We start from the raw sequence: 22,253 nt of genomic DNA, 5'->3' as shown, positions 1-22,253 counted from the left end.
TGCGCCGTCTTTCTAGAGCAGGCCGGCCTGGACATCATCCTGTATGCCCTGAAGGCCGACATCGTCGCTCATCGGCGCCTGCTCATCATTGGAGACCGGAATCGCGTCGCCGTCCTCGAGCATGCTCATCATCGCGAGTGCATTCGGTGAGCCAGCCGGAGTCACATCCGGATCACGCGTGATCTGGAAGGACGCCAGATCCTGTGAACCGCCATTGAAGGTGATACGCAACACCTGCACCCCCTCCTCCAGGTCCAGCGTCAGCGAGGGGCCATCGACATAGACTCCCCAGGCACCGGAATTGGGTAGCGTGCCACTGGCCTCGTCATAGAACGAGCCATTCTTCTCCACCGAGGCCGTGATGCTGCGCCCATTGTCAGGAGCGGAGGTGACGAATGACAGCGTGTGAGCGCCGGCCTGCTCGACATCGATGGTGTACTCAAGCCATTCACCATCCTCTACCCAGCCTATCGCTTCCCCCTCACCGACGATATCCACCGGTGTATCGCGATAGTTCGAGCCGAACTGAGCGCTGGAGAGCTCGTTGTAGGCCTCCCCTTGCCCGCCTTCATCAAAGTTGACGGCATCGAGGCTGAGTCCCTCATCCGCCTGCACCTGCCAGGGGATGCCTCCCGCATTGAAGGCCTGCTGACCATCAAGGGAGAGCGAGAATCCCTGCAGGTCCATGGAACCGCCATTGAAGGTCAGTCGCAGCACCTGCTCTCCAGCCTCCAGGGTCACCTGGGCGGTCTCGGTACCCACGAAACTGGTCCAGCTACCGGTCGGTGAGACCCCTACCGGTGTGGCGCTGGCGTACGGGGCGTCGGCCTCCTTGGCAAAGGTTGCGGTAATGCTGCGCTGCCCTCCCCCCGTGACTCCCAGGGAAGCCAGGAAGGCCATGTCGTAGGTACCGGCCTGTTCGACGTTCAAGGTGTACTCCACCCATTCGCCATCCTCGATCCAGCCGATGGCGCTGCCGCCGCTGGCCATGTCCACGCCCTCACCGCGAACATCGGTCCCCTCCTGCACCTCGCTGGAATCGTTGTAGGCGACATCCTGTCCGCCTTCATCGTAATTCACCGCCTCAAGGCTGAAGTCACTGCCTACCTGCCAGGGCTGACCATCGTCGGTGTGCGCCTGCTGGCCATCGTCCACCGGCGCCACCAGCGTCAGATTCAGCGAGGCCAGATCCAGCTGTCCGCCGTTGAAGGTCAACCTGAGCACCTGCTCACCTTCCTCCAGCGTGAAGGTCAAGGGACCCACATCGGTGAAGTTGGTGAAACCGTCGGTGTCCGGTACCGCCACCGCCTGGCCCTCGGTATAGAAGCTGCCGTCCTGCTCGAAGGCGGCGGTGATCGACTTGCCGTCGGAAGTCGCCGAGGCGGAGAAGTTCAGCTCATAGGTGCCCGCCGTCTCGACATTCAGGGTGTACTCGAGCCACTCACCGTCGGCCACATAGCCGATGGCCAGGCTGCCATTGGAGATATCCACCGCTTCGTCTGATCGGAAGCCATCGCCCTGGTGGGCCTGCGTGGTGTCGTTGTAGGCGACGCCCTGGCCACCGTTGTCGAACAGGCGCGCTTCCAGTGTCAGGCCATCGCTTCCCACCGCCCAGGCAGTCTCGCCGGCATTGAAGGCGCTCTGTCCCACCGGCTCGGGATTGTCGAGGAAGTTCGGCACACCGTCGTTGTCATCGTCGTCGTACAGATCCACTCGTCCATTGCCGTCAGCATCTTCCGCCCCTGCGGGATCGTAGGTAGTGACGTTCTCCACCAGGAAGATGTTGTCGTTGTAGTCGTAGTTCACCCCCGCGTAATCCTGGATCACGATATAGGTATCCGGGATTTCGTTGCCGGCGGCGTCCCTGGCCACATACACACGGATCAGATGACCATCATTCTCGTCCCAGTTGAGATTGTTGCCGGGAGTGCCGATGGCATCGACGGTGTCCTCATGGAGGTTGGCGTCGGGATCGGACCAGGAAATATAGCCCTGGCGGCCCGATATCTCAGCGAAGAAACCAAAGGGCGCATCGCGATCCAGGGTGGTGGTGGTCAGCAGATCTCCCTCATTGAGCGTGCGTGGCAGCAACGTCTGACCATCGGCCTCGTCGTGGGCCAGCACCTCGTCGATATCACGGCTGTCGACGTCGTGGATGAACAGTCGTGCCACGTCGCCCTGGGTATGGTAAGCCGCCAGCTGAGTGATCTTGATCGGCGAGCCTCCATCGGCGCGCTGGAAGTACGGAGACAGGATCTCATCGCCGTTGGCCTCCACCAGCCCTCCCTGGTTCATCTGCCCTTCGGCAACATTGGTCGAGTAGCCGAAGGCATCGATGATCTCCTGCACTCCCGGTTCCTGGCCGCTTTCTGAGCGATTCTGGGCCAGGCCGGCAAGCTCGATGACCTTCTCTCCCTCATCCGCATCACTTGAAGTGATGATCAGGCTGGACTCGTAGAGGCTGCCATCGTTGGGGTCATCGGCGATGAAGCGCACGATCACATCGACTGACTCACCCGGCTCCAGCGTCACCGCAGTGAAGGCCTCCGTCAGCTCGAACAGCGTCGCATCACTGACCTCGACGCGACTGATGTCGAGACTCTCGAAGCCATCATTTCTCAGCGTGACGGTCACCTCGTCATGCACCTCCTGCGCGGCATTGGCCGGATTCTCGATGCGCGACATCACCAGGCGATCGTTGGAAGGCACGCCGTCATTGTTGATGACCGTCAGCTCACCACCAGATACCGGTGTCACGCCCTCGATGAGGAACATGTTGTCGTTGTAGTCATAGTTGATCCCGGTGTAATCCATGATCCCCAGGTAGGTGTCGGGAATCACGTTGCCCTCGGCATCGAGTGCCCGGAACATGCGCACGGTATAGCCGCGCTCGATACCCTCGGCATCGGCCGGCGGGGTGCCGCCTCCGGTCGGGTTGAGTGACGGGTCCGTGGACAGATTGGCCACTTCGATACCGAACACGCCACTTCCGGCCCACCCGGCCGGGATATCATCGAGCCCGAAGGTCGCGGTGGCGAAGTTGCCGTTGCCCAATACCGGCAGGATCGACTGGTTATTGTCGCCCGCGTGATTGGAGAAGATCACGTCCTGCCCCTTGTCGCCGGGGTTGTGGATACCCAGCGTCGCCCCGCCACCGCCGTGATAGGCCGCCAGCTGGGTGATCCTGGCCTCGCCAGCCCCCTCGGCCAGAGACCAGTAGCGCGATAGCACCTCGTCATCATTGACCGGGCGATACAGATCGAAGTCGTTGAGTACCGAATTCTCTCCGCCACCGACGGTCGACAAGCCTTCGATACGGTTACCGAAGCCGAACACCTCCCACACCTCGTTGACGTTGGGCTCCCAGCCACCCTCGTCACGCGCCTGCCAGAAGCCTGCCATGTGGATCTCGGCGATCGGAGAGTCGGCATCGTTGGTGGTGAGACGGATACGGCCCTCGAAGACCCCATCACCGGCATTGTTGGACGGCGCGGTGTAGCTGTCCCGGTCGAACAGCACCGTGACCTCGAGGGATTGCCCCGCGGCCAGCGTCAGGCCATCAAACACCTCGGGGTCCGCCAGCGTGAAGGGGCCGTCGATGTCGGCATCGAGCACTTCCAGCACATCGCTGCCGGTGTTGGAAATGGTGACCGTGGCACTTTCCTTGAAGTCACGATCGGGATTCGAGCCGCTGTTGTCGTCCAGATAACTGAAGTGCAGGCGATCGGAGTAGTAGGCGGCATCACCGCTCTCTACCACGATATCGGCGTTGTCGCTGCCGACCACCGGCATCACATCGAGATAGTCGAGATCATCGGCACCATCGGCGGTGGACACCGCACGCAGGTTGTACTCCACCCCGGCCTCGAGCTCGACATAGGTACCCTCTTCACCAGCGTCACCCACTCCCGGATAGGCCAGCAGTTTCACCGACTGCCCGTTGAGCGTCAGGGCCAGGCCCTGACCATCATCGGCGCCCGCGTTCGCGGCCAGATCCAGACGATAGAGTCCGCTGCTGTCCACGCTGAAGTAGAAGTCGGCGGTCAGCTCGTTGAGGGTGCGTGCGCTGTCACCGCTCTCGAGCTCGATGCGCGACCCGTTCGAGACATCGGCATAGACCGGGATGAAGCTGTCGGACGGTGCATTCGGCACCTGCAGCAGATCGATGTTCGGCCCCACGGCACCCGGCGCGGTCAGGGTGATGGTGTTGCTGCCCTGCTGCAGAGCGACCAGCGTGTTCTGGAAGAACCAGTCGCTCTCGTCAGCGTTGCTCTGGCCTTCGAAGTTCAACACCCCGAGGTCGACACCATTGATCGCAAGCCCCAGGGGACGGTCATCCTTGGTCGCGGCAAGCGCGTAGCGGAAGGCGATGTCATAGCTTCCCGTCTCGGCGACATCGAGTGTCCAGGTAATGGTCTGATCACCCGTTCCCGCGAAGTCGACGTACCCATCACCGGACGCGTTGCGATCATCATCGCTTGTCAATACCACCACGGCGCCATCGAGCACTGCCCCCTCGGCCTCGTACTCATCGACGCCAGGCGTGGTATCCGGCGCTTCCTGCAGGATCTCCAGCTGGTCGATATTGGGGCCGGTGTCGGCGGTGGCCTGCAGGCGCACCGTGTTCTGACCACTGACCAGCGTCGCTGCCACGGCCTCGGTCAACCACTCGGCCCAGGCTGCATCCCCCGTCAGGCCGTCGGGCGGACTGAAGTCAAACACCCCGACACTGACATTGTTGACGAACACTTCCAGCGGGCGATCGGCATTGCCGCCGTTGGCATAGCGCAGATGCAGCACCGAGTCGCCAGCCTGCTCGGCATCCAGCTCGAACGTGAAGGTGAGGAAGTCGGCATTGGTAGACCCGAAGTCCGCATAGCCACCTGGCGTGCCGTCGGTGTCGTCGGTATTGCCATCGAGCCCGAAGGCACCGGGGCGCAGGCCATTGGGCAGGTCCGGCTGGTTGGTCTCGGGGTTGTCGATGTCGCGAATCTGGATCTCGGCGTCCGTATCCGTCGGGTCGACAGGGTCCACGGGGTCGACCGGGTCCACCACCCCGCCCGGTGCCGGGTCGAGGCGAATGATCTGGCTCTGGCCATTGCCGCGATTCAGGGTCAGCAGATAAAGCTGGCCGGTGACCGGATTCTCGATGATGTCCAGTGGGTCGACGTAACTGATGACGTTGCCCTCAGGATCACGCAGTACGTCATCGCCAATCACGTTGCCGTTGGCATCCAGCGTGATCGAGCGCACGTCATCGCCGCCGGAGTACTCGGTGAACAGCACGTTGCCCTGCAGATTGCCGCCGAAGACATCACTGGTGTATTCCACTGCGCCGTTGGGCGAGCGATTCTCGCCGAGCGAATAGACACCCGAGATATCGTAGGTGCCCTCGGGGTTGGTGCCTGTCGGATACTTGTCGACCTGATTGGGGTCGGTGGCACTGGTCGGATTGCCGCCGTTCAGGATGTACTCGTCGCGCAGCGGGTTGGGATGCCCGTAATAGCCTCCCTCGACGATCTTGAACAGATAGTCATCCTGCTTCTCGACACTGGTGTAGCGCTCGTCCTCCGGCGTCGACGGGTCATCCGGCACGTTGCCGCCTGCCGCCGAACCGTTGGTCGGCACGTACAGGAAGCCATTGGAATGCCACACCAGGTCGTAGGCGTTGCGCGCCCCGGTGGCAAAGATCGTCAGCACCGCGTCGCTGGCGTAGGGGTCGTAGTAGGACTCGAGCACGTTGCCGGACTCGTCCTGCACCGTGGCGACACCACGATCATCGAACACCAGGAACTCGCCATTGCCCATCGGGATCGGGTCGTCCTTGGGATGGCCATCCGGGTCATCGAAGCGAGTATTCTGGCCGTTGTCGGGAAGCGGCTCGGTAGTGACATCGAAGCCACCGGGAGGCGCATCGCGGGTCGGGTCGATCTCCATCACCGCGGCATTCAACAGACGCTCCGGACGATTGCCCCAGGCGCTGTCCGGCTCGCCCATGGCAGAGTTGGAGCCCTGGATCAGATACAGCAGATGACTCGGGACATCGGGATTGGTCTCGGCGTCGTAATCCGGATTCGCGCGGAACTCCAGGCTGTTGGTCACATGATCGCCATTGGAGCGTGGCAGGCCAGTGATGTAGGGCTCGGCGGTGCCCGAGAACTCGCTACCGCCCTCCAGGGTGATCTTGGTGATCCGGCCACTGAAGTCGGGCACGCCGTTGTCACGGCCAGACAGCGGGATCGGATAGTTGTCGGTGATCCACAGCACGTCGGGATCGGTGGGGTCGATCACCAGCCCGATGATCCCGCGGCGATCATTGCTGGCATCGGCCCCGTCCTGATGGAAGTAATCGCTCGGCAGCGAAAGCTCCTGACGGTTGCCGAGGGAGCCATCGACGGGGTCGATGTCGTAGCGCAGGATCTGCCCCCCAATGGTCGCGATGTACATCGTCGAGCCATCGGCGGTGATCTCCAGCGAGGTGAAACCGAAGGCGTTGTCAGAGGCACCGTCGAGTTCCACCACATCATTGAAGGCCACATCGCGAGCGACGATCTCCGGGGCTTCGCCGGTGATGAAGGTGTTGGTGTACTTCTGGAACTCACGGGTCGGCGCGTCCAGGTCGTCGTTGGCGCCACGATCCTGGAAGCCGTCGATGATCAGCGTATAGCTGGTGAACTCCTTGAGCGTCTGGCTCGGCGAGATGGTCAGGGAATCGAAGCCACCGGTGGTGTTGGCGTTGAAGCTGACCTCCTCTCCGGTCAGCGTCTCGATCAGCCGGATCGAACCGTCAGCCAGGCTCTCGAGCAGTGCCCCGCCGCGACCGTCCACCACCGAGATGCCGACGAAGATGTCGGACGTCGGGTCGACCCCGCTCGGCAGGCCGCCGTCGTCGGGGTCCAGATCGACTTCCACCTCGTTGTCACCGACCCCAGCGATGGCGCGCGCGTCAGTGAAGAAGGCGTAATCCTCGGCGGCGATGCGATCATCTTCCGGCGTCAGGTCCGGCAATGCCTGGATCTCGAGGTACTGGATCTCGGTGTTCTCGTTGTCGAGCCCCAGGGAATCCAGTGTCAATCGCCCATCACTGACCTGCACGATGCGGGTGACCAGATCCGAGCGGAAGCCATCGGTATCATCTGACGGATTGCCGTCCGCCGGGAAATCATCGGGCCGGAACGGGGTGAAGGGATCATTGAACAGCTCGCCCTCGGCATTGAGCACGTTGCGACTGTCGTAGGGCCCGGAGGTATCCCCGATGGAGACGGTGACCTCGTAGTAGCCATCGTCCAGCTCGATCTCCCAGCCGGCGCGCACATAGGCGCTTCCCGGCTGGTCGAAGTGGGCGTAGGTGCCCTGGCGCGGGTCGAGCCCGGCGATGTCATCGGTGCGATCATTCACCGCCACGCTGGTCAGCGCGCTGATGTCCAGCGGCTCGGTGCCGGGCTCGCCGTCGTAGATCGACGCCTCGGTGATCCAGCCGTACTGATGGGTCTGGCCGTCCACGGTCACCGATTGGGTGCCGAAGGCCTTGCCGTTGTCGGCGATGTAGCCATCCGGCACCGCGGTGCCTTCGGGCTGGAAGTTGATCTTGACCGAGAAGCGCTCGCCCGGCTCCACCGGACGCTCCGGCACCACGCCATCACGGCTCACCGTCAGGCTGTCGATGTTGGGGCCGGCGTTGCCCAGGTTGGCAAGGCGAATGGTGTTGTCGCCGGCTTCGAGCTCCACCTCGAGCGTCGTGGTGGTCCAGTTCTCCCAGCCGGCGGCGTCGGTCCCCGTGGAGGCAAAGGCCAGATTCCCCTGACTCAGCCCGTCCACCAGGATGTCCATGGGGCGATTCGCGCCGTTGGAACCGGCATTGGTATAGCGAACCTCCAGGGTGTAGGTACCGGCCTCATCGACCGCCACCTGGAACTCGGCGGCGTCACCGGCGTCGGCTCCCATGTCCAGATAACCGGTGCCGGTAAAGTCATCCCACAGCCCATCTGGCCCGGAGGCGACATTGGTTTCCGGATTGTCGGCATCGCGCACCTGGGTATCACCGTCGGTATCGATGATGGTCAGCGCCTCGCCCTCGATGGCGAAGTTGAATGCAGGCGTGCCGTCGCCTTCCGCGAAGCTGACCACCTCGCTGGCGCTGGCCTCATTGCCGGTGGCATCGGTGACGAACAGCGAGACGGCGAGATCGCCGCTCTGATCATCGAGCTGGCCGCTCAGATCCAGCGTGATGTTGCCATCGGCGTCCGGCGTCACTGCCTCACGGGTCGCGCCGCCGTCGAAGGACACGGCAACGCTGGTCACGTCATCATCGATGCCGGAGACGTTGAAGACTGCCGCCGCCAGCTGACTGGCATCGAGAGTGTCGTCAGCCGCGACGATGGCGAGATCGCCGTCCTCATCGGCACTCACATCCTCCGGGATCGGGCCGCTGCCGGCGTCGGTCACTTCGATGCGATCGATGTTGGGGCCGGTGGTGGCGCCAGCGGGAATCGCCAGCACGATGGCGTTGCTGCCCGCCTCCAGGCTGACAGTGAAGGTCTCGAAGACCCAGTGGTCGAAGCCTTCTTCCCCGCCGCTGCCGTCCGGGTCCGTGCTGGCCATGGCCAGCATCAGCGGATCGCCGCCATTGATCACCAGATCCAGCGGACGATCGGTATTGGTGGCGTAACGCACACTGATGTCGTACTGACCGGCCTGGGCCACCTCGATCTGCCAGGCGACGTTATCGCCAGCCGTGTCGCCGAAGTCCAGATAGCCGGTACCGGAGAAGCCCGGCCGCAGACCGTTCTCCAGATTCGCATTGTCTTCGGGATTGTCGGCATCGCGCACTACGGTATCCGTCGCGTTGGCGCCGTCATCGAAGCTCGTCACCGTGCCGTCTTCGGCCTGCAGACGCAGGGGCGAGAACGGCGCTTCATCGACATCATTCACGGTGACCGAGAGCTGCGCGGTGGTGGAGAGGTCGCCGTCACTGACGCTGACCTCGACGTCATAGACGCCATCTTCGTCATCATCGACCGCCAGCTCGAAATCGCGGGCACTGGTGAAGCTCAGCACGCCGGTGGTGGCGTCAATGGTGAACAGCGGAGAGTCAGCCCCGCCAGTGATGGCGAATACCGGCGCGTTGAGGCCGAGAGTCCCCCCGTCTTCATCGACGAGCGGGATCGCGCCAATCTCGGTCAGGTTCTCATCCACTGCAAACGCGGTCTGGTCGATGGCGATGCTCTCATTGAGATCTGCCACGGTGATCAGGGTGTCCTGTGACACGCTGTCCTCGCCATCGGTCACCGTCACGGTCAGCTCGTAGACACCATCTTCATCGCTGTCGGCGGCCAGCTCCGCGTCCGGTGGATTGAGGAAGGCGATTCCTCCACTCGCCACGTCGTAGGTGAAGAGCGCGGCATCGGCACCGGACAGCGTCACCGTCAGGCTGTCGCCATCGGCATCCTCAAGCACCAGACTTGCCACGCCAGCACTGTTCTCGTCGACACTGATCGCGGCACCGAGTCCCGCCAGGGTCGGGGCAGTATTGACCGGCTCATCGATACGCTCGAATTCAAGCGAGTCGATACGCATCAGCTCGCCACCGGCACCACGCAGTTCGAGGCTTGCCAGATCACCGGCGGTGACCTCGACGGGCGTCTCGAAGACGATTTCCTTGCGGTTGCCGCTCTGGCCTGCATTTCCGCGCGCGCCACTGCCGACGAAGGTGCCGAAGTCGTCGTTCAATACCACGTCGGCGCTCAGGCTATCGGTTGTCGTGTTGCGCGCTTCAAGCACGGTGTCACCGATGGTCAGGGTCAAGGTGCCTTCACCGTCGGTTTCATCGAACACATAGAGGCGCACGATGTACCAGCCCGGCTCCACGCCGCCCGCCGAGAGATCAGTGCCGATCGTCGCCGGCGCATTGCTGGTCAGACGAATCAGCTGCTCGTTGGACGCCGACGCACTGCCGGTGACGATCAGGTTACCGGCGTCGAGATCCGTGAAATCTTCCGCCTCGATCGTGATGCTATCGCCAACCTGGGTGCCTTCGATGATGAAGCTCAGCGACTGGGTCGCTGACAGACCACTCGGGTCGGTGGCGCGCACGACAACATCGAAGGTGCCTCCTTCACTTGGCGTGCCTTGAATGACGCCATCGATCACCTCGAGTCCGGCAGGCAGATCCTCGGCCGTCAATGTCAGGCTGTCGCCATCGGCATCGGAGAACAGCGAGGCGAAGTCCGCCAGCGGAATCTGGAGGAAGCTCTCGCCCACCTCTCCAAAGTAGGGCTCGAGAGCGGCAGGCTCCGCCACCGGGGCGTCGTTGACGTTCTCGATGCTCAAGGCGAAGTCGGTATCGGTACTGGCGGTGCCATCATCGGCGGTCACCGTGATGGTGTAATCGCCCGGCACCAGACCAGCGAGGCTCCCGGACAGCACAGTGTCGCTGATACTCAGCCCGTCCACGGTGACCGGCAGGCCATCGCCATCGCCATCGGTGACCCGGAAGCTGAAGGCGAGGTCATCGCCATCGTCATCGACGAAGGGCAGGTCAACCTCGAGATTCGCGCCTTCGTCGAGACTCAGATCAGCGATGCCACCCCCCACCACGCGCGGTGCGCTGTTGGTGTCATCGACATCGGCTTCTGACAGGCTTACGCCACTGAAGCTCGCACTGCCCTTGGCGCCCACATCATCGTCGTTGACGAAGACCAGCGAATCGAGGGTGATGCCCGCATGCGCCGAGAGATCGATGGTGAAGCGCAAGGTGCCATCGCCATTGTCGATGCCCTGCCCACGCAGATCGACAAAGCCACCCTGCGTCTGGCTGCCGCCCAGCTGATAGACACTGTTTCCGCCATTGAACGGATTGGAATCGGCATCGAAGCCGATGGCAACGATCTCGGGGACCGGCGAATCGGATATGGCCACATCCAGGGTCAGGATGCTGCCACTGGTGATCGTGTAGTCCTCCGGCAGGGCTGCCCGCTTCCAGACATTGTCGTTCAACGTCAGAGTGCCACCGTCGTCTTCCACCACCGCCCCCGTGCCAACGGTGGGATTGTCCTGGGTCGCGTTGTAGGCGCTGATCGTGGCGTCATCGAAGGTGACATCCAGCGTCACGCTGCCGACGACGGCCAGCGTGACTGCCTCCGCGACACTCGCCTCATTACCGGCGGCATCGGTCACGATAAGGGTCACGATCACATCGCCCGGGGCCTGTGTGGAGAGATCGACCGTCAAGGTGTCGCCATCGCTGACAACGGACTGACGGGTCACGCCGCCGTCGAAGCTGATCTCGAGAGTCGAGCCGTCATCGATCCCCGCGACACCGAATACCACGCTGGCGCTGTCATCCGCCTCGATGGCATCTTGCGGGCCTTCGAGTGCCAGGTCGCCCCCCTCATCGGCGGTGGTATCCAGCGTCAGTGCCAGGCTCTGTTCGGCACGGTTGCCGAAGGCATCCATGGCGATCAGCGTGACCGACAGATCGCCATCAGCGAATCCCGACAGGTCCAGCGTGAAGCTGCCATCCGGGTTCGGCACCACCTCCTGGACCGTGATTCCCTCATCGAAGGTCACGCCGACGAAGGTGATGTCGGCATCCAGTCCGCTGACGCTGAAGCCCGCTTCACCGACGGTCGCGCCATTGAGGAGGGGGTCTACGGCGGTAAAGGTCAGCACAGAGGCATCGGCATCCGCCACGACATCCCCTACCGGGCCCGTGCCCGCCGTGGTGACCTCCAGGCGATCGACATTGGGCCCATTGCTGCGTCCATCAGGGATCGTCAGCGTGACGGTGTTGTCACCGACCTCCAGACTCGTCGTCAGGGTGTGGTAGCTCCAGACATCGAAACCCTCAGGGTCGACGTTGCCGGCGTTGGGGTCAGTCCCGACAAAGGCGAGCTCGGAGGACTCGCCGTCATTGATCGAGAGAGCCAACGGACGCGCGCCATTGCTGGCATAGCGGAAGTTGAGGTCGTAGTCGCCCGCCTCGGCCACATTGACGGTGAAGGTCAGGCTGTCACCCGGCGCACTGCCGAAATCCACGTAACCGGTGCCGGAAAAGTCCGGGCGCAGTCCGACAAAGCCACCGGCCTCGGGATTCGCGGCGTCACGCACCACGGTGGCGGCCCCGTTGTCAGCGCCCAGCACGGCATCCTCGGCTTGCATCACGACTGGCGCAATCACCGGATCGACAGGCTCCACCGCATCGGCCTCCAGAAGCGCCACCTCGATCTTGTCGATGTTCGGCCCGTTGGTCGCGCCGCCCAGACGCAGGGTATTGCTGCCCGCGGCCAGCGTGATCTCCAGCGTCTCGGTCGACCAGCCCTCCCACGCGGAAGGCCCGCCATTGCCTGGCTGGTTGTCCGCGGGCACATCATCGACATCATCGGGGTAGTAGCCCGGCGCCTCTACCGCTGCGAACTGGAAGGTGCCGACCTGACTTTGCGTGTCGTCATCGACCAAAAAGAGATCAATGGGACGCGCCGAGCTGCTGGCATAGGTCGCGGTGACGCTGTACGTGCCGGCGGTAGCCACCTCGAGAGTGAAGTCACCGTAGGCCTCGGCATTGCCCGATGCCCAGTCGAGATAGCTGGCGCCTTCGGCGCCGACCCGGAAGGTTTCCCTGCCATTGGTGAAGCTGGCGATATTGTCGAGAGTCACCACACGATTGGTGCCAGCGTCGGCGACATCAGACGTCGGGCCGATATCGAGGTCCTCACCCTGAATGACGAAGACGTCCGGGTCCGGTGCACGCACTTCCAGATAGTCGACGTTGGGGCCACTGGCCCCGTTGGAGGTGAAGGACACCGTGTTCTCGCCCGCCTGCAGCTGAACGCGAATGGTACGCTCGCCGAACTCACTGAAATCAGTGGCGTCGCCGGTCAGGGACGTGCTCGGCAGATCAAACATTCGATCCTGAAGTTCGCCATTGACGTCCAGGCGCAATGGGCGGTTTCGATCAGACCCATCGCCATTCTGGCTGAGCGCATACCCCAGCGCGAGTTCATATTCACCGGCCTCGGTGACGCTGAAGGTGAAGGTCAGCGTCTCGCCGGTCGCGCCGCCGAAGTCCACGTAGGCAGTGCCTGATGCATTGGCGGTATTGGACGGATTATCCCCCCCGGTCACCACCTCGATACCGGCTCCACCGATGGAGGATGCATTGCCATCTCCGTCGTCATCGCTGAGGTCTTCGGCCTCGATACGAAGGGTAGTGAAGCTTTCCGGTGCGATGAGCGCCGCCGTGGCCAGAGGGGCAGGTTCGGCCAGCAAGGCAGGTCCTGTGCCCGCAGCAGGTTCATCACTACTGGCCTGGTCACTCACCTCCTCGGCGACAACATCCGGTGACTCGACCTCGAAGCCGAACTGCTCACCAGACCCGGGCAGTACCTCGCCCCTTTCGTCCAACGCTTCGATCATCATCTTGAGCTTGCCTGATAGAGGGGTAGGCAGATGATCAAAGACAAAGGGACGCTCAAAGCGCTCAAATACCGACAGTCGATCCTGCGCATCCTCGAATGTCATTCGCATTGACTTGATGGAATCCCCCCACGCTGAGGGAAATGGCGTAACCATTATCTCGTGATCCTGGAACGTCTTTCCCTCAAGACGATCACCACTCCTGATACGTGATGCCATGGACTCAAGACGACTCGATACGAATGACATGGAATACATTTTCCCTACCCCTCGAATAATTTTCAAAGGCTCGTAAACCCGTCAAAAACGAGTCTAGACGCGGCCTATCGCAAGACAAGAGGTATTTCCACTCACCCTCGAAATGGCAATATGCATCAGATTCCCACATCAAAATAAACTCAATGAAAACAATACATTGAATGCTTTGAAATAATAAAACACCACCCCTGGTAGCCGTCAACGACGGTGACGTGGATAAAAAGAACAACAACGACGCTAGGGAACGACACCATGGCCATCTCCCGGGAAGGTAATGACCTGCAAAAGATCCTGGACCACTGTCGGCACAGCTTTGTCTATGTCGGCCTCTTCAGCTTGTTCATCAATCTGCTGATGCTGGTGCCGCCGCTCTACATGCTGCAGGTCTATGATCGAGTCATCACGACACGTAGCCAGGAAACGCTGCTGATGCTGACTCTGGTGGTCGTGTTCCTCTTCATGGTGATGGGGGCCCTTGAACTGATTCGCTCGAGAATTCTGGTCCGAGTCGGGAATCGACTGGACGTACTGATCAGCCCGAGACTTTACACTGCCATGTTCAAGCACTCCCTGATGACGCCGGGCAAGCCCTCCGCACAGCCGCTGAACGACCTCACCACCCTTCGCCAATTCCTTTCCGGCAACGGCCTGTTCGCCTTCTTTGACGCGCCCTGGGTGCCGATATACATCGGCGTGCTGGCACTGTTTCACCCATGGTTTGGTCTGTTCGCCCTGGGCGCGGGCCTTGTTCTGACCGTCATTGCGCTGATCAACGAGAAGACCACCAGGAAGCTGCTGAGCGATGCCAACGGCCAACATGTCCTGTCCCAGGACCTTGCCAACAGCAATCTGCGCAACGCCGAAGTGCTCCACGCCATGGGCATGCTGCCGGGCATACAGAATCGATGGGAGGCGCGCCACCGTGAGTATCTGGTGCTGCAGTCCAAGGCAAGCGACCGCGCAGGTCTCTTGACCAACACCTCCAAGGTACTGCGCTTGATGTTCCAGTCATTGATCCTCGGTCTTGGCGCCTATCTGGTGCTGACCGGCGACCTGACGCCCGGCATGATGATTGCCGGCTCGATCCTGATGGGGCGGGCGCTGGCGCCGATCGATCAGATAATCACCGGCTGGAAAGGCTTCAGCGGTGCACGCACCTCACGAGCCCGCCTCGAGGAGCTGCTCGAGGCCGTGCCGGCCGAGGCGCCCTCGATGCCTCTGCCGGCCCCCAAGGGCCGACTGACACTGGAGGCAGTCAACGCCGCGCCGCCAGGCGAGCGTCTACCGACCCTCAAGGACATCACTCTGACACTTGCCAGGGGTGAGCACATCGCCGTGGTAGGCCCCAGCGCCGCCGGCAAATCCACCCTGGCACGGGTGATACTCGGCCTATGGCCAGTGCAGCTGGGGTGCGTACGCCTCGATGGCGTGGACGTCAGTCAGTGGAAGCGGACCGCGCTCGGGCCTCATCTTGGCTACCTGCCGCAGGATATCGAGCTGTTCGATGGCTCCATCGCCGAGAATATCGCGCGCTTTCAGGAGGTCGATGCGTCACTCGTGGTGCAAGCCGCCCAGAGCGCCGGTGTCCACGACATGATCCTTCGCCTGCCGCAAGGCTATGACACCTGGCTGTCCCACGGGGGAGCCGCCCTCTCCGCGGGTCAGCGACAGCGTATCGGCCTGGCGCGGGCACTCTATGGAAAACCGGTGCTGGTAGTGCTCGACGAACCGGACGCCAACCTGGATGAAAGTGGCGAGCAGGCGTTGGCCAAGTGTCTGATGCAACTGCGCCAGGCAGGCACCACCGCCATCATCATCACCCATCGTCAACGTCTTCTGCAGCAGGTCGACCGCATCCTCGTCCTCAAGGATGGCCAGGTGGCTTCACTGTCCCCGCCGACGCGAGGACGACCCGTTGCACGGGCCGTGGCAGGGAAAGGGCACTCGACTCCGTCCAGGAACGCACAGCGTGTCACCGAGCTGAAACCCAGTGCCAGAGGCCGCCATGAAGGCGGTGAGGAGAGCCCGAGATGACCACCTCCCACTCCATGAATGGCGGCTTTGACAGTGAGCTTCCGCTACGCGACCACAATTATCGACGCCTCGGCCTGGCCGTACTGCTCATCGCGGTCGGCGGATTCGGCAGCTGGTCAGTCATGGCGAACCTGGCAATTTCCGTGGTGGCACCGGGCTCGGTATCGGTAGAGAGCTTCACGAAGACCATCCAGCACCTCGAGGGAGGCATCGTGGAGTCGATTCGCGTGGAGGATGGCGATCATGTCGAGGCCGGCGACGTGCTCATCGTCTTCGATGACACCCAGGCACGCTCTCAGCAGAAGATCGTCGAGGCTGAATACCTGATTGCCAGAGCCAGTGAGATACGCCTGCTTGCCGAGTACAGCAACGCCGAGACCCTGACCTTCCCGGAAGCCTTGAGGCAGTCGACCAATCCTCGTGTGCGGGAGGTCCTTGAAGTACAGCAGCGGCTCTTTGACGTACGTCGTCAATCGCTGAACGGTGCCATGGCAGCCCTGGATGAGCAGGTCGTGCAGATGAACGAGCAGATTGCAGGTCTCGAGAATACCCAGGCCATCACAAGACGACGCATCAACTCTCTCAATGGTGACGTTGCCAACCATCGCAAGCTGTTCCGAAATGGTCTGATCAATAACCAGCGATTGCGTGAGATGGAGCGTGAGAGTCTCGAATACCAGAGCGACAATGCCGGCCAATTTGCCGAGGTCGCACGGCTGCGTTCCCAGATCAGCGAAAACGAGCTGCAGAAACAGATTCGCCTGCAGGAATTCCAGCAACAGATCGGCGAGTCTCTGCGCCAGGTTCAGGCAGAGGTCACCGATGCGGAAGAACGACTGGTCGCGCTCAATGACAACCTCAGGCGTACCAAGGTCATCGCACCGGTGGCCGGCACCGTGGTCGGCCTGAAGGTCCATACACTGGGCGCGGTGATTCGCAGTGGCGACCCCCTGCTCGATATCGTGCCCGCCGGCGACGGCTTCATCGTCGAGGCCAGGGTCCCGGACCATGATATTGACCACCTCTACCTCGGCCAGCCCGCAGAGATTCGCTTCAGCGCATTCAATCAGCGCTTATCCAACATCATCGATGGGGAGGTCACGCACGTGAGCGCCAACAGCTTCGAGGATGAAGCGACGCGTGCCCGCTATTACAAGGCGCGGATTCGCGTCACCCGGACCGGCCAGAGCAACATGACCGAGAGCATGCGATTGCTTTCCGGCATGCCTGCCGAAGTGATGATCCGTACCGGTGAGCGCAGCTTCGCCAGTTATGTCGGCAAGCCTGTCGTGGATATGCTGGCGCGCGCGATGAGGGAGGAATCAGGCCCCCCCTCAGAAACGCGAAAAGCCCGCATCGTGAGATGCGGGCTTTTCTGAATCTGGTGGAGGAGGAGGGATTCGAACCCTCGAAGCCTTTCGACTTACACACTTTCCAGGCGTGCTCCTTCGACCACTCGGACACCCCTCCAGATCAGTGCTCTCATTGGTCACCCGACTGCGTCGTGTTTCCCTTGAGAACGCGGCGTATATTATCGATAACCCTTGAGGGACGCAAGCCTTTTTTCCAAAATCTTTCAGATAGATAGCGTCAGCGCCCTCACCCACCGCACTCGGGCCGAGGTCGGGCCGAGACCGTGCTCGGCATCACGGCCCGAGCACCACGTAATCGCCACGGGCCTCGAAACACAGCCTCGGGGAAGACTGCCCATCAACCTGACACCACAACTGCTGAGTCAGCGACAATCGCGCTCGCCGCCCTGCCGCCAGACGCTCGCCGACGTCGATCAGCGCGGCCATGTCATCCGGCGCACAGCGGATGTGGTAATCGCCACTGACCGGGGCCAGAAACTGCTGACTGGCACGCGACACCACGAGATCGCGCTGGATACCGCGAGCACGCAGCCACAGCGTCACCCAGCTCCAGCCACACAAGGTGGCCTCGAGACTCATGGCCCCGCCGAAGGCCGTGCCCTTGTCGTTGAGATTGGGCGGCAGATGCAGATGCCAGCTCAGCTGCCCCGTCGAGCGCTCGGGCTCTGACCACTGCATCTCGACAAGCCCCATGTGGGCAGCCAGCGGAATCGCCTGACTCAGCCAATCTCGGAACCGTGACAGGTCTTCACTGACCGGCGCCGCGAAAGTGCCCGACCGCCCCTGCCCGTCACGCGGCAAAGGCAGCGGTGGCCAGGCTTCACCACTCGAGCGCAACTGCTCGTTCATTCAGCGCCTCACTGCCAGCGTTCGACGAAGTCGGCACTCTCGCGGCTCGGCAAGGGCTTGAGACGTCCGCCCGGGGTGCCGAGGTAGAGGAAGCCGACCAGCTCATCCTGCTCACTCATGCCCAGTCCGGCGTGGACGGTTGGGTCGAACGCGTAGCCGCCCGTGCGCCACATGCCACCGAGTCCCTGTGCCTGAGCGGCAAACAGCATGGCGTGAGCGGCACAACCGGCACTCACCACCTGCTCGACACGCGGCACCTTGGGGTGGTCCGGCGTGACCTTGGCGATCACCGCGACGACCATCGGCGCACGAAGCGGCTTCTTGCTGGCCGCGGCCTGGGCTGCCTCGTCACCTGCCGGCGACGTGTTGCGCTCCGCCTCGGCAAACAGCTCGCCGAGGCGCTCCAGCCCGCTGCCCGTGAATTCGATGAAGCGCCAGGGCGTCAGCTCGGCGTGGTCCGGCGCGCGCAGGGCGGCCTGGTAGATGGCCTCCATCTGCGCATCGCTCGGGGCTGGCGCCATCAGCTTGCCCATGGAATTGCGTTCATGCAGTAACGTCAGCGCGTCCATCGTCTCTCCTGTCACAGACTTAAGATAAGAATGATTCTCACACTAGCATCTCGCCAGCACGCCGTCTCATCACTCGATGCTATCTGCCTGATTGGCAAGCCGATCAGACGACATGACCATAGAGAGGACTACTGACGCGAGAGACGCAGCGGCAGGCTGGCACGGGCCTCGGCCTCGAGATCTGGCGTGGCACGCCACGGGCTGATATCCAGGCCGCCACGCCGCACATAGCGCGCCATCACCAGCAGGGACTCAGGCTTCACGCGCGCCATCAGGTCGACGAACAGATGCTCGACGCAGTGCTCATGGAAATCCTGGTGCTGGCGATAGCTGATCAGATAGGCCAGCAGGCGCTCGCGATCGATACGTGGGCCGCGATAGCGGATCCAGACGCTGCCCCAGTCCGGCTGACCGGTGACCGGGCAGTTGGACTTGAGCAGATGGCTGTGCAGGTCTTCGCTGACGATATCGGCGTCATCGGCGCTGAGCAGCTCCGGCGATGGCGTGTAGTGCTCGACGGTGATCGGCAAGTCATCGAGGCATTCTCCCGGCAGGCGCCCGACGTCCAGCTCGTCATCATCCAGTCCCAGCAGACGCACCTCGACCGGCGCACCCGCCGCGGCGGCAAGATCCCGCTCCAACGTCGTCTGCACGGCCGCCTGATCGGCGAAGCGGCTCTGATTGAGGCTGTTGAGATAGAGCTTCCAGGATTTGGACTCGATCAGATTCGGGGAAGCCGCCGGCAGGCGGAAACGGGCCACACGCACCCACGGCTTGCCGGATTCATCCAGCCAGGAGACCTCAAAGGCGTGCCATTCATCCTCACCGACGAACGGCAACGCCGCATCATCGATACCGATGGGACCACGATTGGCCGCCCGCGCGATGGGGAACAGCAGGCTAGCATCGTAGTGCTCGGGGTAAGCGGACTCTCGCCCGAGCGGGGCATCCTTGAGAGTCTCGGGGCGAGCCTCGTCGGGCACGTTGACGGCAGTGGGGTGAGCCATGACAGCACTCCTGTGAAATAGGCCAATAACGTATCGATATCAGGGGCGCAGACAGCAGAACGCCGGCAGAAGCCGGCGTTTCGTGCACTGGCGCGATAGCGCGCATCTTACCATCATCCTCTGGGCGACATCTTCAGCTGCGGATGCCCTTGCCACGCTCCAGCAGCCACAGCGCGAAGGCGAACAGGCCGATGATGAAGGCCACGATGGCCGCCATCGCCGGACCGACACTGATGTCCGAGACCCCCAGAATGCCGTAGCGGAAGGTGTTGACCATGTAGAGAATCGGGTTGGCCAGTGACACCGTCTGCCAGAAGTCCGGCAGCATGTGGATGGAATAGAAGACGCCACCGAGATAGGTCAGCGGGGTCAGCACGAAGGTCGGAATGATCGAGATATCGTCGAACTTGCGTGCGAACAGCGCATTGACGAAGCCACCGATGGAGAACAGCAGCGCCGTCAGCACCACGACCATGATGGTCAGGATCGGGTGATGGATATCGAGATCCGTGAACAGGAAGGCCACGGCGGTGACGATGATGCCGACACCGAGCCCGCGCACGGCGCCACCGATGATATAGCCGAGCAGGATGATCCAGGACGGCAGCGGCGAGACCATCAGCTCCTCGATGCTGCGCTGGAACTTGTTGGAGAAGAACGACGAGGCCACGTTGGAATAGGAGTTGGTGATCACCGACATCATGATCAGCCCCGGCACGATGTAATCCATGTAGCTGATGCCATCCATGGTACCGATGCGCGAGCCGATGAGATTGCCGAAGATGACGAAGTACAGCGTCATGGTGATGGACGGCGGCAGCAGCGTCTGCGGCCAGATACGCGTGAAACGACGAACTTCCTTGACGACGATGGTGACCAGAGCCACCCATAGCTGACGGGGGTTCACTGCGTGATCTCCTTGGCGACATTGGAGGCGATACCGCTTTCGGCATTGGAGCGCTCGACCAGGTCGACGAACAGCTCCTCGAGACGATTGGCGCGATTGCGCATCGACACCACGGTGATCCCGGCGCGATCCAGCGCCGCGAAGGCGGTGTTGATCGACTGGCCCTTGCGTACGGACAGCGACAGCTGCTGGGGATCGCTCAGAGAGACCTCGAATCCCTCGATGACCGGCGCGCTGGCAAGCGGCTCACGTAGATCGAGCAGGAAGGTTTCGGCGTCCAGCTCCTTGAGCAGCTCGCGCATGCTGGTGTTATGCACGATCTCGCCGTGATTGATGATGGCGATATTGCGGCACAGGCTCTCGGCCTCTTCCAGATAATGCGTGGTGAGGATGATGGTAGTGCCCTCCTCACGGTTGATGCGCCGCATGAACTCCCACATCGAGCGACGCAGCTCGATATCCACCCCGGCAGTCGGCTCATCGAGAATCAGCAGACGCGGCTTGTGAATCAGCGCGCGGGCAATCATCAGACGGCGCTTCATGCCACCGGACAGCATGCGTGACGGGGTATCGCGCTTGTCCCACAGCCCGAGATCCTTGAGCAGGCGCTCGGCACGCGGGCGCGCTTCCTTCATGGGCATACCGTAATACCCTGCCTGGGTCATCACGATATCCTGCACCTTCTCGAACTGATTGAAGTTGAACTCCTGAGGGACCACACCGAGATGGTATTTGGCCTTCGAGAAATCCTTGTCGATATCGATGCCCGAGATCTCGACCTTGCCGGCGGTTTTCTGCACCAGCGAACTCACCACCCCCAGGGTCGTGGACTTGCCGGCCCCGTTGGGCCCCAGCAGTGCAAAGAAATCGCCCTCAGGGACATCGAGATCAATCCCCTTGAGCGCCTCGAAACCGTTACCGTAGACCTTGGTCAGGCCACGAATGGACAAGGCGAGTCGTGACATCGGACACCTGTAATCAAATTGGCGCTGTCAGCCAGCACAGCAGAAAAGACGCATCTGAGAACAATTGCGCAACAGTAGCGACACCGCTGAGCAGCAGCTCGAACATGAAAATCAGACACAAGACATTGGATGCGCATGGTAACGCATTCAGCGCTGCCACATCAGGCACGCTGCAGGAAAGGAGGACAACACCAAGGACCGGTGCAGAACGGCCTGAGGAGGAATTTCAGGCACAAAAAAATCGCCGGTGACGTGGCACGATGATCGTGTCTGTCAGGCGATGGGGCACTGCTATTTCATTTCGACTGGAGCGGGAAACGAGATTCGATCGGACTCGCGAACCAGCTCGCAACCTTGTCGCATAGCGTTTTCGACTGGAGCGGGAAACGAGATTCGAACTCGCGACCCCAACCTTGGCAAGGTTGTGCTCTACCACTGAGCTATTCCCGCACTGTCGAAACCAAAAACTGCGACCAGTCAAGACAGAAGAGTGGCGTCCCATAGGGGGTTCGAACCCCTGTTACCGCCGTGAAAGGGCGGTGTCCTGGACCACTAGACGAATGGGACGTACTGGAGCGGGAAACGAGATTCGATCGGACTGGCGAACCAGCTTGCGACCTTCTCGAATTGCCTTTTCCTTTGGAGCGGGAAACGAGATTCGAACTCGCGACCCCAACCTTGGCAAGGTTGTGCTCTACCACTGAGCTATTCCCGCACCGGGTGTCATGAAGCTGTGCTCACGACATCTGTCTTACTGCTGGCTTGCCACACCATCATGCTCTGCATGGCGTCCCATAGGGGGTTCGAACCCCTGTTACCGCCGTGAAAGGGCGGTGTCCTGGACCACTAGACGAATGGGACGTACTGGAGCGGGAAAC

The 22,253-nt window shown here is 61.9% G+C and carries 8 protein-coding genes and 5 tRNA genes; 2 read left to right on the top strand and 11 right to left on the bottom strand.

Features of this window, described 5'->3' with window-relative positions; genetic code table 11:
• Positions 1–12: 12 nt before the first annotated feature.
• Positions 13–13,518, bottom strand: coding sequence for a carbohydrate-binding protein (locus CU110_RS03290; protein WP_240665458.1), 13,506 nt, complete (start codon positions 13,516–13,518; stop codon positions 13–15).
• A 405-nt stretch (positions 13,519–13,923) separates the two neighbouring features.
• Here CU110_RS03290 and CU110_RS03285 point away from each other — a divergent pair, with 405 nt between their 5' ends.
• Positions 13,924–15,705: a type I secretion system permease/ATPase gene (locus CU110_RS03285; RefSeq protein ID WP_084207953.1), complete on the top strand. Its 1,782-nt coding sequence runs from the start codon at positions 13,924–13,926 to the stop codon at positions 15,703–15,705.
• Entirely contained in the window at positions 15,702–17,084 is a 1,383-nt protein-coding gene (locus CU110_RS03280) for an HlyD family type I secretion periplasmic adaptor subunit (protein WP_127734536.1), read from the top strand. The genes CU110_RS03285 and CU110_RS03280 overlap by 4 nt, the downstream gene beginning before the upstream one ends.
• Positions 17,085–17,087: 3 nt before the next feature.
• Here CU110_RS03280 and CU110_RS03275 read toward each other — a convergent pair.
• From CU110_RS03275 to CU110_RS03230, 10 genes are all read right to left on the bottom strand, one after another.
• Positions 17,088–17,175 (bottom strand) — tRNA-Ser (locus tag CU110_RS03275).
• 176 nt (positions 17,176–17,351) lie between these two features.
• Positions 17,352–17,927 carry a YiiD C-terminal domain-containing protein gene (locus tag CU110_RS03270; protein WP_084207952.1) on the bottom strand — a complete coding sequence of 192 codons (576 nt, stop codon included), beginning with the start codon at positions 17,925–17,927 and terminating at the stop codon, positions 17,352–17,354.
• An 8-nt stretch (positions 17,928–17,935) separates the two neighbouring features.
• Positions 17,936–18,496, bottom strand: coding sequence for an NAD(P)H nitroreductase (locus CU110_RS03265; RefSeq protein WP_077375494.1), 561 nt, complete (start codon positions 18,494–18,496; stop codon positions 17,936–17,938).
• A gap of 128 nt (positions 18,497–18,624) precedes the next feature.
• Positions 18,625–19,503, bottom strand: a complete 879-nt coding sequence (gene queF, locus CU110_RS03260) for an NADPH-dependent 7-cyano-7-deazaguanine reductase QueF (RefSeq protein ID WP_084207951.1) — start codon at positions 19,501–19,503, stop codon at positions 18,625–18,627.
• 133 nt (positions 19,504–19,636) lie between these two features.
• Complete coding sequence (locus CU110_RS03255; RefSeq protein ID WP_084207950.1) at positions 19,637–20,410, bottom strand: ABC transporter permease; 774 nt, start codon at positions 20,408–20,410, stop codon at positions 19,637–19,639.
• Entirely contained in the window at positions 20,407–21,375 is a 969-nt protein-coding gene (locus CU110_RS03250) for an ABC transporter ATP-binding protein (protein ID WP_077375503.1), read from the bottom strand. Before CU110_RS03250 ends, CU110_RS03255 begins: the two co-directional genes overlap by 4 nt.
• Positions 21,376–21,750: 375 nt before the next feature.
• Positions 21,751–21,825: transfer RNA gene (locus CU110_RS03245), tRNA-Gly, on the bottom strand.
• A gap of 41 nt (positions 21,826–21,866) precedes the next feature.
• Positions 21,867–21,942 (bottom strand) — tRNA-Glu (locus CU110_RS03240).
• 73 nt (positions 21,943–22,015) lie between these two features.
• Positions 22,016–22,090: transfer RNA gene (locus CU110_RS03235), tRNA-Gly, on the bottom strand.
• 70 nt (positions 22,091–22,160) lie between these two features.
• Positions 22,161–22,236, bottom strand: a tRNA-Glu gene (locus CU110_RS03230).
• Positions 22,237–22,253: the final 17 nt, after the last annotated feature.

The sequence above is a fragment of the Cobetia sp. ICG0124 genome (assembly GCF_004006355.1).
Classification (GTDB): Bacteria; Pseudomonadota; Gammaproteobacteria; order Pseudomonadales; family Halomonadaceae; genus Cobetia; species Cobetia marina.
Note: the sequence above shows the minus strand (reverse complement) of the source record. Positions and strands in the feature narration are given on the sequence as shown.